Below are 13,398 nucleotides of genomic sequence, written 5' to 3' on the forward strand. Positions count from 1 at the left end.
AACATTCTATTCTTTTTTAATTACTAAAGAGCTTTTTCGTATTTAAGCTTTGTTCAAGCATTATCTTAAATGCATTTAAGTAGTTATCAACAGGTTCTTCCTTTAAATATCTTATACTTATGTTATTTGAAACAAAAACATAAGCTGTCATAAGCAACTCTGCTGTTTCTAATGGATATTTTACAGAAAAAACTCTTTCCATTATTCCTTGATTTATAATCTTTTCAAAATATATTGTCAGTTTTTCAACAAGCTTGTGGGATAACTTATCTATCATATATTGATTTTCTTTAAGGTCAATTGTTTTTTGTAGCACTGTACCCTCTGCTGAAATATTTTCTGAAGATATAATTGTAACATCTATAAATGATCTGATTTTTTCTATGGCAGTTTTATCTTCATCATAAGCAATAATATAAATATCTTTCAGTAGTCTATCTGAATATTGTTCTACAAGACAATATAAGATATCCTCTTTATTCTTAAAGTGATAATATAACAACCCTCTTGATATATTTACTTTATCAACTATATCCTGAGTTGTTGTATTAGTATATCCTTTCTCCATAAAGAGTATCATTGCAGCATCCATAATCTCTGCACGTCGTATTTCAGGTTCTTTTACATCTCTCATTTTATACCTCCTATTTAAAGGATATCACGCAACTGACATTTTGTCAATTGCGTTTTCTCATTTCTCTTGAATTTTATGGTATAATATATTTACAATTTTAGAAAAATGCTTAATGCTTGCTTGACTTTTGTAGCAAGCACAGTAAGTGTACGGACACTTACGAAAAAATTAATGGAGCAAACCTTTACGGAATGCTCCATTTTTTTTAATTTTTACCTTGTTAGGGAGAACCCTAAGACCCCGAAAAACAAATATAAAGGAGAATAAAATGGCAAATAGATTTAGAAATGAAAGAATAGAAATAAAACTAACTAAGGAAGAAAAAGAAGTTTTTGAAAAGAAAATGAAACTTGCAAATTGTAAAACTATGTCCCACTTTCTTAGAAAGTGCGTATTAGAAAAAGAAATTTATGTAGTAGATTTAGAACCATTTAGAAACCTGCAATGGCTACTTTCAAATGCAACAAATAATATAAACCAGATCGCAAAAGCGACTAATACAACTGGTGTTATTTACAAAAATGAAATTGAATCAATGAATAAGCAGATAGAAAAATTATCAAGAGAAATATGGCAGATCCATTCCCTACTTCTTAATAAATCAAAAGAAAGTTCTGGTGATTAGTATGGCAATTACAAAAATACATCCTATAAAATCAACCCTAAATTTGGCAATAGACTATATAACTAAGAGTGAAAAAACTGATGAAAAAATCTTAGTGTCTTCATTTAAATGTCATCCATATACTGCCCATATTCAATTTTTGAAAACTCGAGAAGATAATGATACTAAGGGTACAGTTTTGGCTAGACATTTAATCCAATCTTTTCTACCAGGAGAGGTTGATCCTATAAAAGCTCACGAAATTGGAATGGAATTATGTAAGAAAATTTTAAAAGAAGATTATGAATTTGTTCTTGCAACTCATATAGATAGAGGACATATCCATAACCATATTATTTTTAATAATGTTAATTACAAGACTGGCAAATGCTACCAATCTAATAAAAAATCTTACCACAAAATCAGGTATCAAAGTGATGAATTATGTAAAGTAAATAAGCTTTCAGTCATTGATGAATATTATGAAGCTTACAAAAGAAAATATAAAACTACTGGTAAATCTTGGTATGAGTATGACCAAAATAAGAAAGGAAATTCTTGGAAGTCTAAACTGCAATTTGATATAGATAGAATGATTAATAGGTCTAAATCGTGGGAAGAATTTTTAGATAATATGAAATCTATTGATTATGAAATTAAGTTTGGTAAACACATTGCTTTTCGTCATAAAGATAAGCAAAGATTTACAAGAGCTAAGACTATCGGAGAAGATTATACTGAGGAAAAAATCAAAGAAAGAATAGATTTATCTATTAAAAACAAAGCTAATCCTACTAAAAAGCGTGTAGGAAATGTTATTGATATATCTACTAATGAAAAAGCACAATCCTCTAAAGGTTATGAAGTTTGGGCAAGAAAGCACAATATCAAAACAATGGCTGATTCAATAATTAAACTTCGAGAACAAGGAATTAATTCAATTACTCAACTCGATGATCTGATCAAAAAATCTGCTGATGATAGACAAGACTTATTAGATAAAATAAAGAAAATTGAAGCTGAGATGAAGAGTTTATCCCAAGATATGGAAAATATAAATTCTATAAATAAGTATCATGAAATCTATAAATACCACAAGAAAAATCCTGAAGATAATCAGTTTGCAGAAGAATATTATAGTGAACTTTCTGTTTATAAAATAGCCGCTAAAGAAATTTTAGAAAACTATAAAAAGCTTCCAAGCACAAAAGAAATACTATCAAATCTCGATAAATTGCAAGAAAAAAAGAACACCCTTATGCAAGAGTATTCTTTGAATAAAGAACAATTTTCTGACCTTGTTCAGTATAGGAAAAACTATGAAAATTATTATGGAAAGGAAGTGGAGAGATAAAAAGCTATAAGCGGATAAACTTATAGCTTTTTTAAAATTATTTACAAATTTTTATTCTAAAAATAGCATAAAAATCTAGTTATCCGCATAAAAACTGGACTTATCACACTTTATCAAGGTCAAAACCACTCAATTTACTACTAATTTACTACTTATGAATGAGCTTTGATACGACGATTTATCCTTGAAAAGTGAAGATATAAAGATACTTCCAATAAAATTTGAATATTTAATAGGTAGACACTTCAAAAAATGAGGTGTCTATTTTTTTACCCGATTTTGAAAGGAAGTGAACTTATGAAAACAAAAAATCAAGAATCAAAAGGTCGTTCCCCACTCTTTAAGACCATCAAACATTCATTCAGCCAATAAAAAAGAAAGGATAGGTAAAAATATGGAACTTAAATTTGTGATTCCCAACATGGAAAAAACATTCGGCAATTTAGAATTTGCTGGCGAGGATAAAGTCGTTCAGCGAAGAATCAACGGACGGCTAACTGTCTTATCAAGAAGCTATAATCTCTATTCTGATGTTCAAAGAGCAGATGATATTGTGGTGGTGCTTCCTGCTGAAGCTGGCGAAAAACATTTCGGCTTTGAGGAACGTGTGAAGTTAGTCAATCCACGTATTACCGCAGAGGGCTACAAAATCGGCACTCGTGGTTTTACAAATTACCTTTTACATGCTGACGACATGATAAAAGAATAAAGAAAGAGAGGAAAAATGATGAGATTAGCAAATGGCATTGTATTAGATAAAGACACGACTTTTGGAGAATTGAAATTCTCTGCTCTACGTCGTGAAGTGAGAATCCAAAATGAAGACGGGTCGGTTTCAGATGAAATCAAGGAACGTACCTATGACTTAAAATCCAAAGGACAAGGACGCATGATTCAAGTAAGTATTCCTGCCAGCGTGCCTTTGAAAGAGTTTGATTATAACGCACGGGTGGAACTTATCAATCCCATTGCGGACACCGTTGCTACTGCCACCTATCAAGGAGCAGATGTTGACTGGTATATCAAGGCAGACGATATTGTGCTGACAAAGGATTCTAGTTCATTCAAAGCTCAACCACAAGCAAAGAAAGAACCGACACAAGACAAATAGTCGCTAGGTAGAAAGGAGACTTTTTCGCATGAAACAGCGTGGTAAAAGGATTCGCCCATCTGGTAAAGATTTAGTCTTTCATTTTACGATAGCGTCACTCCTGCCTGTTTTCCTGCTGGTTGTCGGACTGTTTCATGTGAAGACAATCCAGCAGATCAACTGGCAGGATTTTAACCTATCACAAGCAGATAAGATTGACATTCCCTATTTAATTATCAGTTTCAGTGTCGCAATTCTTATCTGCTTGCTGGTAGCGTTTGTATTCAAACGGGTTCGCTATGATACGGTTAAACAACTTTACCACCGTCAAAAACTGGCAAAGATGATACTTGAAAACAAGTGGTATGAATCTGAACAGGTCAAAACAGAGGGTTTCTTTAAAGATAGTGCTGGTCGTACAAAGGAAAAGATAACCTACTTCCCTAAAATGTATTATCGACTTAAAAATGGCTTGATACAGATACGGGTGGAAATCACGCTGGGAAAATATCAAGACCAACTCTTACACTTGGAAAAGAAATTAGAGAGTGGCTTGTACTGTGAGCTGACGGATAAAGAGTTAAAGGATTCCTATGTGGAATATACTTTGCTCTATGACACCATAGCCAGTCGTATTTCTATTGATGAAGTAGAAGCTAAAGATGGTAAACTTCGCTTAATGAAAAACGTATGGTGGGAATATGATAAGCTCCCTCATATGTTGATTGCTGGTGGTACAGGTGGCGGTAAAACTTACTTTATACTGACACTGATTGAAGCCTTGCTTCATACAGATTCAAAACTGTATATTCTTGACCCGAAAAATGCTGATCTTGCGGACTTAGGTTCTGTGATGGCAAATGTCTACTATAGAAAAGAAGACTTGCTTTCTTGCATTGAAACATTCTATGAAGAAATGATGAAACGTAGTGAGGAAATGAAGCAGATGAAGAACTATAAGACTGGCAAAAATTATGCTTACTTAGGTCTCCCGGCACACTTCTTAATCTTTGATGAATACGTCGCTTTCATGGAAATGCTGGGAACAAAAGAAAACACCGCAGTTATGAATAAGCTGAAACAGATTGTCATGTTAGGTCGTCAAGCTGGCTTCTTTCTAATACTGGCTTGTCAACGTCCAGACGCAAAATATTTAGGCGACGGAATCCGTGATCAGTTTAATTTCAGAGTGGCTTTAGGTCGTATGTCTGAAATGGGCTATGGCATGATGTTTGGCAGTGACGTACAAAAGGATTTCTTCTTAAAGCGAATCAAAGGTCGTGGCTATGTTGATGTAGGAACAAGTGTCATATCAGAGTTTTATACTCCCCTTGTACCAAAAGGATATGATTTCTTGGAGGAAATTAAAAAGTTATCCAACAGCAGACAGTCCACGCAGGCGACGTGCGAAGCGGAAGTCGCAGGTGTGGACTGATCTTGCTGGCTGGTGTGGCAATAGCCACGCCAGCACTTAACCCCCCGTATCTAACAGGGGGGTACAAATCGACAGGAAACAGTCAAAAAAACATTAGAAAATCCTTTGGTTACAAGGGATTTACAAAATTTCAGCGTATGTCAAATGGGCTTTAAAAGTTGACATACGCCTTTTTGATTGGAGGGATTTTTACTGAATGAACAAACTTGGTTACAGCATTTAAAAGAAAAACGCTTGGCTTATGGACTATCTCAAAACCGTTTAGCTGTTGCGACTGGTATTACAAGGCAGTATCTAAGCGATATTGAAACAGGAAAAGTCAAGCCATCAGAGGATTTACAGCAGTCCCTTTGGGAAGCTCTGGAACGCTTCAATCCCGACGCTCCCCTTGAAATGCTGTTTGATTATGTAAGAATTCGCTTTCCGACAACAGACGTACAGCAGGTGGTCGAAAACATCTTACAACTGAAACTGTCCTATTTTCTTCATGAGGACTATGGTTTCTATTCTTATTCAGAGCATTATGCTTTAGGCGACATATTCGTCCTTTGCTCCCATGAACTGGACAAAGGAGTTCTGGTGGAATTGAAAGGTCGTGGGTGCAGACAATTTGAAAGCTATCTTCTGGCACAACAAAGAAGCTGGTATGAGTTCTTTATGGACGTTTTGGTGGCTGGCGGTGTGATGAAACGCCTTGACCTTGCCATTAACGATAAGACAGGGATTTTAAATATCCCTGTACTCACTGAAAAGTGCCAACAGGAAGAATGTATCTCCGTCTTCCGCAGTTTTAAAAGCTATCGCAGTGGCGAACTGGTACGCAAAGAGGAAAAGGAATGTATGGGAAACACCCTCTATATCGGTTCATTACAAAGTGAAGTTTATTTCTGTATCTATGAAAAGGACTACGAGCAGTACAAGAAAAATGATATTCCCATTGAAGACGCAGAAGTAAAAAACCGTTTTGAGATTCGATTGAAAAATGAGCGTGCCTATTATGCAGTCCGTGATTTACTCGTCTATGACAATCCAGAGCATACCGCCTTTAAAATTATCAATCGGTATATCCGTTTTGTAGATAAAGACGATTCCAAACCTCGTTCTGATTGGAAACTGAATGAAGAATGGGCTTGGTTTATTGGGAACAATCGTGAACGATTAAAACTAACCACAAAACCAGAGCCTTACTCCTTCCAAAGGACGCTGAACTGGCTATCTCATCAAGTTGCCCCGACCTTAAAGGTTGCGATTAAACTTGATGAAATCAACCAGACGCAGGTTGTAAAAGACATTCTCGACCATGCGAAACTGACAGACCGACACAAGCAGATTTTGAAGCAACAGTCAGTAAAAGAACAGGACGTGATAACAACAAAAAAATAACTCAAATACAAATTCATTGAATATAGAGAGGAGAACATTTTTATGAATTTTGGACAAAACCTTTATAACTGGTTTCTATCAAACGCTCAATCACTGGTGCTTTTAGCAATCGTTGTGATTGGCTTGTATCTTGGCTTCAAGCGTGAGTTTAGCAAACTGATTGGCTTTTTAATTATTGCGATTATTGCGGTTGGCTTAGTCTTCAACGCTGCTGGAGTAAAAGACATTTTACTAGAGCTATTCAATCGCATTATTGGTGCTTAAATAAAACCGTTCTTTTGTGGAATATAAGTGGTTTTCTTATGTTCCGCAAAGGAATGGTACACCAAACGAAGTGCGGTAGGGATTTTTGAATCTCTACAAAGAAAGGACGTGAATATATGGACGATATGCAAGTCTATATTGCGAATTTAGGCAAATACAATGAGGGCGAATTGGTCGGTGCGTGGTTTACCTTTCCCATTGACTTTGAGGAAGTCAAAGAGAAAATCGGCTTGAATGATGAATATGAGGAATACGCCATTCATGACTACGAGTTACCCTTTACGGTTGACGAATACACTTCCATTGGCGAACTCAATCGACTATGGGAAATGGTATCGGAATTACCCGAAGAATTACAATCGGAGCTATCTGCTCTGCTCACTCATTTTTCAAGCATTGAAGAACTAAGCGAACATCAAGAGGATATTATCATTCATTCCGATTGTGATGATATGTATGACGTGGCACGCTACTACATTGAAGAAACGGGTGCTTTAGGCGAAGTACCAGCTAGTCTTCAAAACTATATTGATTATCAAGCCTATGGTCGGGATTTAGACCTTTCAGGAACGTTTATCTCAACCAATCATGGGATTTTTGAAATCGTCTATTAAATCTGTCGGTACATTACTACTGGCAGATTTTCTATTTTACGGGGTGGCTCAATCAGCTACCCCTATTTTTTATGAAAGGATTGATTACATGAAGAAAATACGAAGCTATACCAGTATCTGGTCTGTGGAAAAGGTACTGTATTCTATCAATGATTTTAGACTTCCGTTTCCCATAACCTTTACGCAAATGACATGGTTTGTCGTGTCACTCTTTGCAGTGATGATACTTGGCAACTTGCCCCCTCTTTCCATGATAGAGGGAGCATTTCTCAAATACTTTGGGATTCCTGTGGCTTTCACATGGTTTATGTCTACAAAAACTTTTGATGGTAAAAAGCCTTATGGATTTTTGAAGTCTGTCATTGCTTATGCACTGCGACCAAAGCTGACCTATGCAGGAAAAAAAGTAACGCTTGGCAGAAACCAGCCACAAGAAGCCATTACAGCAGTTAGGAGTGAATTTTATGGCATATCCAATTAAATACATTGAAAACAATCTCGTCTGGAATAAAGACGGGGAATGTTATGCTTACTATGAGCTTGTTCCTTACAATTACTCATTTCTAAGTCCAGAACAGAAAATACAAGTGCATGATTCTTTCAGACAGCTTATCGCACAAAATCGTGATGGCAAAATTCATGCTTTACAAATCAGTACAGAATCCAGCATACGTTCTGCACAAGAGCGTTCCAAAAATGAAGTCACTGGCAAGCTCAAAGCGGTTGCCTATGACAAAATCGACCAACAGACAGACGCTTTAATATCCATGATTGGCGAAAATCAAGTGAACTACCGTTTCTTTATCGGCTTTAAGTTGCTTCTCAACGATCAGGAGTTTTCTATGAAAAGTCTTACCGTTGAAGCAAAAAATGCTTTGTCTGATTTTGTCTATGATGTGAACCATAAGCTGATGGGCGATTTTGTTAGTATGAGTAATGATGAAATCCTGCGTTTTCAGAAGATGGAAAAGCTCTTAGAAAATAAAATCTCTCGTCGTTTCAAAATCCGCAGGTTAGATAAGGACGACTTCGGCTATCTGATTGAACACCTTTACGGACAGACAGGCACTGCCTATGAAGAGTATGAGTACCATCTATCAAAGAAAAAGCTGGATAATGAAACGCTGATTAAATACTATGACTTGATTAAGCCTACTCGCTGTTTGGTGGAAGAAAAACAGCGATATTTGAAAATCCAGCAGGAAGATGAAACCGTCTATGTAGCTTACTTTACCATTAACAGCATTGTCGGAGAACTGGACTTCCCGTCCTCTGAAATCTTCTACTACCAGCAACAGCAATTTACATTCCCGATTGATACGTCAATGAATGTGGAAATTGTAGCGAATCGTAAAGCCCTATCTACTGTCCGCAATAAAAAGAAAGAACTGAAAGACTTGGATAACCACGCTTGGCAAAGTGATAATGAAACCAGCTCCAATGTGGCGGAAGCTCTGGAAAGTGTGAATGAGCTGGAAACCAATTTAGACCAAAGCAAGGAATCTATGTACAAGCTGTCTTATGTGGTAAGGGTATCAGCAAATGATCTTGACGAACTCAAACGTCGTTGTAATGAAGTGAAAGATTTTTATGACGATTTAAGCGTAAAACTGGTACGACCATTTGGGGATATGCTCGGCTTACATGAAGAATTTTTACCTGCCAGCAAGCGTTATATGAATGATTATATTCAATACGTGACCTCTGATTTCCTCGCTGGTTTAGGTTTTGGTGCTACTCAAATGCTGGGGGAAAATGAGGGGATTTATGTTGGCTACAGCTTAGATACTGGACGCAATGTCTATCTGAAACCTGCTCTTGCCAGTCAAGGGGTTAAGGGTTCAGTAACCAATGCGTTAGCGTCGGCTTTTGTTGGTTCGCTGGGTGGTGGTAAATCCTTTGCGAATAACCTTATCGTCTATTATGCGGTGCTTTATGGGGCACAAGCAGTGATTGTAGACCCAAAAGCAGAACGTGGCAGATGGAAAGAAACCTTGCCAGAGATTTCCCATGAAATCAATATCGTCACTCTGACTTCTGATGAGAAAAACAAAGGCTTACTTGACCCTTATGTGATTATGAAAAATCCCAAAGATTCTGAATCACTGGCTATTGATATTCTGACATTCCTTACGGGGATTTCCTCTCGTGATGGGGAACGCTTCCCAATCCTTAGAAAAGCCATTCGTGCAGTAACCAATAGTGAAGTACGAGGGTTGATGAAAGTGATTGAGGAATTACGGGTTGAGAATACGCCACTAAGTACCAGTATAGCCGACCATATCGAAAGTTTTACAGACTATGACTTTGCACATTTATTATTCAGTAATGGTTATGTGGAGCAGTCTATCAGCTTAGAAAAACAACTGAACATTATACAGGTTGCGGACTTGGTACTTCCCGACAAGGAAACTTCCTTTGAGGAATATACCACTATGGAGCTTTTATCCGTTGCTATGCTGATTGTCATTAGTACCTTTGCTTTAGACTTTATCCATACAGACCGAAGCATTTTCAAGATTGTAGATTTAGACGAAGCATGGAGCTTTTTACAGGTAGCACAAGGAAAAACACTATCTATGAAGCTGGTTCGGGCTGGTCGTGCTATGAACGCTGGGGTATATTTCGTGACCCAAAATACAGACGACCTCTTAGATGAAAAACTGAAAAATAACCTCGGCTTAAAATTTGCATTTCGTTCCACTGACCTTAACGAGATTAAAAAGACCTTAGCCTTTTTTGGTGTAGACCCAGAGGACGAAAACAATCAGAAGCGATTGCGTGATTTGGAAAACGGGCAATGCCTTATCAGTGATTTATATGGTCGTGTCGGTGTGATACAGTTCCACCCTGTATTTGAAGAACTGCTCCATGCCTTTGATACCAGACCACCTGTGCGAAAAGAGGTGTAAATGTGAAACCATCAATAGTAAACAGAATAAAATCAAACTGGACGCTGAAACGTCTAGGTAAAGTGGCAATGACAGTGGCTTTCACACTTGTGATTGCCATTTTTCTTTTAGCCATGCTGGGAACGGTGGTTCAAGCTGCGGGCTTGGTAGATGATACGGTCAATGTGGCAAATGAATACAGCCGATACCCACTTGAAAACTATCAACTGGATTTTTATGTGGATAATAGCTGGGGCTGGCTTCCGTGGAACTGGTCGGACGGGATTGGAAAACAGGTCATGTATGGACTATATGCCATTACCAATTTTATTTGGACAATCAGTTTGTATGTTTCCAATGCGACAGGTTACTTAGTACAGGAAGCCTATTCCTTAGACTTCATTTCCGCTACAGCAGATTCCATTGGTAAGAATATGCAGACCTTAGCTGGTGTGAGTGCAAACGGATTTTCAACAGAGGGTTTCTATGTTGGATTCCTCTTACTCTTGATTTTGGTTCTTGGGGTTTATGTTGCCTATACGGGACTGATAAAGAGAGAAACCACAAAGGCAATTCATGCCATTATGAATTTTGTGCTGGTGTTTATCCTATCGGCTTCCTTTATTGCCTACGCTCCCGACTACATTAAAAAAATCAATGACTTTTCATCAGACATCAGTAATGCCAGTTTATCACTTGGCACGAAGATTGTCATGCCCCATTCCGATAGTCAAGGCAAGGACAGCGTGGACTTAATCAGAGATAGCCTGTTTTCCATACAGGTTCAGCAACCGTGGCTACTGCTTCAATACAACAGTTCAGACATTGAAAGTATCGGTATTGACCGTGTGGAAAGCCTGCTCTCCACCAGCCCAGATTCCAACAATGGCGAAGACAGAGAAAAAATTGTTGCGGAAGAAATTGAAGACAGAAGCAATACCAATCTAACCATTACAAAGACCATTAACCGTTTAGGTACAGTCTTCTTCCTATTTGTCTTCAATATTGGGATTTCCATATTTGTATTCCTATTAACAGGAATCATGATTTTCTCGCAGGTACTTTTTATCATCTATGCTATGTTTCTGCCTGTGAGCTTTATTTTAAGCATGATTCCATCATTTGATGGTATGTCAAAACGAGCCATAACAAAGCTCTTTAATACCATTTTGACACGAGCTGGAATCACATTGATTATTACGACAGCATTTAGTATTTCAACCATGCTCTATACCTTATCGGCTGGTTATCCGTTCTTTTTGATTGCTTTTCTACAGATTGTGACCTTTGCAGGAATCTACTTCAAGCTGGGCGATTTAATGAGTATGTTTTCTCTACAGAGTAACGATTCTCAAAGTGTGGGAAGTCGTGTGATGAGAAAACCTCGTATGCTTATGCACGCTCACATGCACCGTCTACAGCGGAAACTTGGACGTTCCATGACTACTCTAGGGGCTGGGTCTGCCATTGTTACAGGTAAAAAAGGACAGTCGGGTTCGGGGAGTTCTGCAAGGACACAAGCAGATCACTCCCGACCAGACGGAAAGGAAAAATCAACACTTGGAAAACGTATCGGTCAAACCATCGGTACAGTAGCTGATACCAAAGACAGAATGGTAGACACTGCTAGTGGTTTGAAAGAACAGGTTAAAGATTTGCCGACCAATGCAAGATATGCAGTATATCAAGGAAAATCCAAAGTAAAAGAGAATGTCCGTGATTTAACCAGTAGTATTTCTCAAACCAAAGCGGACAGAGCCAGTGGACGCAAGGAACAGCAGGAACAAAGGCGAAAAACCATTGCGAAGCGTCGCTCTGAAATGGAACAGGTCAAACAGAAAAAACAGCCTGCTTCTTCTGTTCATGAAAGACCGACTACAAGACAAGAACAATATCATGATGAACAGACCTCAAAACAGTCTAATATTCAGACTTCATATAAGGAATCTCAACAAGCCAAACAAGAGCGTCCAGCAGTTAAGTCCGATTTTTCAAGTCCAAAAGTGGAACGCCAAGGCAATACCGTTCAAGAAAAAACCGTTCAAAAGCCAGCAACTTCAACCACTACAGCAGATAGAACTTCACAACGTCCAATCACAAAAGAACGTCCGTCTACTGTTCAAAGAGTACCACTACAAAATACAAGAAGTAGACCACCAATCAAAACCGCCACCATTAAGAAAGTCGGTAAGAAACCATGAAGTTGAAAACTTTAGTGATTGGTGGTTCTGGATTATTCTTGATGGTCTTCTCACTGCTTCTGTTTGTTGCCATTTTATTTTCAGATGAACAGGACAGCGGAATTTCCAATATTCATTATGGAGGTGTGAATGTTTCCGCAGAAGTGCTGGCTCATAAGCCTATGGTAGAAAAATATGCCAAAGAATATGGCGTTGAAGAATATGTCAACATACTTCTTGCGATTATACAGGTGGAATCGGGCGGTACTGCGGAAGATGTTATGCAGTCCTCGGAATCCCTCGGTCTTCCACCTAATTCATTGAGTACAGAAGAATCCATTAAGCAAGGTGTGAAGTATTTCAGTGAATTATTAGCCAGTAGCGAAAGGCTCAGTGTAGATTTAGAATCGGTTATCCAGTCCTACAATTATGGTGGTGGTTTCTTAGGGTATGTGGCTAATCGTGGAAATAAATATACCTTTGAACTGGCTCAAAGTTTCTCAAAAGAGTATTCAGGTGGCGAAAAAGTGTCTTACCCCAATCCCATAGCCATACCTATCAATGGGGGCTGGCGATACAACTATGGCAATATGTTTTATGTGCAACTGGTAACGCAGTATCTTGTCACAACAGAGTTTGATGATGATACGGTACAAGCCATCATGGACGAAGCACTGAAATATGAGGGCTGGCGATACGTTTACGGTGGAGCTTCCCCGACTACTTCTTTTGATTGTAGCGGACTGACACAATGGACGTATGGAAAAGCTGGAATTAACTTACCACGAACCGCACAACAGCAATATGATGTGACCCAGCATATCCCACTATCGGAAGCACAAGCTGGCGATTTGGTTTTCTTTCATTCTACCTATAACGCTGGCTCTTATATTACTCATGTTGGGATATACCTTGGCAATAACCGTATGTTTCATGCAGGCGACCCAAT

General features: G+C 38.0%; 14 protein-coding genes. 13 read left to right on the plus strand and 1 reads right to left on the minus strand.

Translation table 11 applies throughout. The features are described 5' to 3' along the window. Positions 1-16 precede the first annotated feature (16 nt). Positions 17-634, minus strand: coding sequence for a TetR/AcrR family transcriptional regulator (locus D3H64_RS02540; RefSeq protein WP_002838505.1), 618 nt, complete (start codon positions 632-634; stop codon positions 17-19). 268 nt (positions 635-902) lie between these two features. Between D3H64_RS02540 and mobC the strand changes: the two genes are divergently transcribed. From mobC to D3H64_RS02610, 13 genes are all read left to right on the plus strand, one after another. Then, positions 903-1,259, plus strand: coding sequence for a plasmid mobilization relaxosome protein MobC (mobC, locus tag D3H64_RS02545; protein ID WP_000013365.1), 357 nt, complete (start codon positions 903-905; stop codon positions 1,257-1,259). A gap of 1 nt (position 1,260) precedes the next feature. After that, the gene (locus tag D3H64_RS02550) at positions 1,261-2,592 is read left to right on the plus strand and encodes a relaxase/mobilization nuclease domain-containing protein (RefSeq protein ID WP_121564530.1); all 1,332 of its coding nucleotides are present in this window, start codon (positions 1,261-1,263) and stop codon (positions 2,590-2,592) included. Positions 2,593-2,986: 394 nt separating this feature from the next. Next, positions 2,987-3,301, plus strand: a complete 315-nt coding sequence (locus D3H64_RS02560; RefSeq protein ID WP_000420682.1) for a YdcP family protein — start codon at positions 2,987-2,989, stop codon at positions 3,299-3,301. Between the two features lie 15 nt (positions 3,302-3,316). Further along, a complete protein-coding gene (locus D3H64_RS02565; RefSeq protein WP_000985015.1) occupies positions 3,317-3,703 on the plus strand; it encodes a YdcP family protein in 387 nt (128 codons plus the stop codon). A gap of 28 nt (positions 3,704-3,731) precedes the next feature. Continuing rightward, positions 3,732-5,117, plus strand: a complete 1,386-nt coding sequence (locus tag D3H64_RS02570; RefSeq protein ID WP_000813488.1) for an FtsK/SpoIIIE domain-containing protein — start codon at positions 3,732-3,734, stop codon at positions 5,115-5,117. 2 nt (positions 5,118-5,119) lie between these two features. After that, a complete protein-coding gene (locus D3H64_RS02575; protein ID WP_000879507.1) occupies positions 5,120-5,272 on the plus strand; it encodes a hypothetical protein in 153 nt (50 codons plus the stop codon). 22 nt (positions 5,273-5,294) lie between these two features. Then, positions 5,295-6,500, plus strand: coding sequence for a MobT family relaxase (mobT, locus tag D3H64_RS02580; protein ID WP_000398284.1), 1,206 nt, complete (start codon positions 5,295-5,297; stop codon positions 6,498-6,500). Between the two features lie 42 nt (positions 6,501-6,542). Beyond that, positions 6,543-6,764, plus strand: coding sequence for a hypothetical protein (locus D3H64_RS02585; protein WP_001009056.1), 222 nt, complete (start codon positions 6,543-6,545; stop codon positions 6,762-6,764). 116 nt (positions 6,765-6,880) lie between these two features. Next, positions 6,881-7,378, plus strand: a complete 498-nt coding sequence (locus tag D3H64_RS02590) for an antirestriction protein ArdA (RefSeq protein ID WP_000342539.1) — start codon at positions 6,881-6,883, stop codon at positions 7,376-7,378. Between the two features lie 88 nt (positions 7,379-7,466). Continuing rightward, positions 7,467-7,859, plus strand: a complete 393-nt coding sequence (locus tag D3H64_RS02595; protein WP_000723888.1) for a conjugal transfer protein — start codon at positions 7,467-7,469, stop codon at positions 7,857-7,859. After that, positions 7,843-10,290: an ATP-binding protein gene (locus tag D3H64_RS02600; RefSeq protein WP_000331160.1), complete on the plus strand. Its 2,448-nt coding sequence runs from the start codon at positions 7,843-7,845 to the stop codon at positions 10,288-10,290. The genes D3H64_RS02595 and D3H64_RS02600 overlap by 17 nt, the downstream gene beginning before the upstream one ends. A 2-nt stretch (positions 10,291-10,292) precedes the next feature. Continuing rightward, positions 10,293-12,470 (plus strand): CD3337/EF1877 family mobilome membrane protein, encoded by a 2,178-nt coding sequence (locus tag D3H64_RS02605; RefSeq protein ID WP_000804748.1) that lies wholly within the window; start codon positions 10,293-10,295, stop codon positions 12,468-12,470. Beyond that, positions 12,467-13,398: lysozyme family protein (locus D3H64_RS02610; protein ID WP_121564526.1), on the plus strand; the 932-nt coding region annotated here is incomplete at its 3' end. The genes D3H64_RS02605 and D3H64_RS02610, both read left to right, overlap by 4 nt.

Source organism: Atopobacter sp. AH10 (assembly GCF_003664595.1).
Lineage (GTDB): Bacteria > Bacillota > Bacilli > Lactobacillales > Aerococcaceae > Atopobacter.

Bases quoted from the DNA above. Each gene is read 5' to 3' on its own strand.
- D3H64_RS02540 (WP_002838505.1), bottom strand. From the start codon at position 634: ATGAGAGATGTAAAAGAACCTGAAATACGACGTGCAGAGATTATGGAT.
- mobC (WP_000013365.1), top strand. From the start codon at position 903: ATGGCAAATAGATTTAGAAATGAAAGAATAGAAATAAAACTAACTAAG.
- D3H64_RS02550 (WP_121564530.1), top strand. From the start codon at position 1,261: ATGGCAATTACAAAAATACATCCTATAAAATCAACCCTAAATTTGGCA.
- D3H64_RS02560 (WP_000420682.1), top strand. From the start codon at position 2,987: ATGGAACTTAAATTTGTGATTCCCAACATGGAAAAAACATTCGGCAAT.
- D3H64_RS02565 (WP_000985015.1), top strand. From the start codon at position 3,317: ATGATGAGATTAGCAAATGGCATTGTATTAGATAAAGACACGACTTTT.
- D3H64_RS02570 (WP_000813488.1), top strand. From the start codon at position 3,732: ATGAAACAGCGTGGTAAAAGGATTCGCCCATCTGGTAAAGATTTAGTC.
- D3H64_RS02585 (WP_001009056.1), top strand. From the start codon at position 6,543: ATGAATTTTGGACAAAACCTTTATAACTGGTTTCTATCAAACGCTCAA.
- D3H64_RS02590 (WP_000342539.1), top strand. From the start codon at position 6,881: ATGGACGATATGCAAGTCTATATTGCGAATTTAGGCAAATACAATGAG.
- D3H64_RS02595 (WP_000723888.1), top strand. From the start codon at position 7,467: ATGAAGAAAATACGAAGCTATACCAGTATCTGGTCTGTGGAAAAGGTA.
- D3H64_RS02600 (WP_000331160.1), top strand. From the start codon at position 7,843: ATGGCATATCCAATTAAATACATTGAAAACAATCTCGTCTGGAATAAA.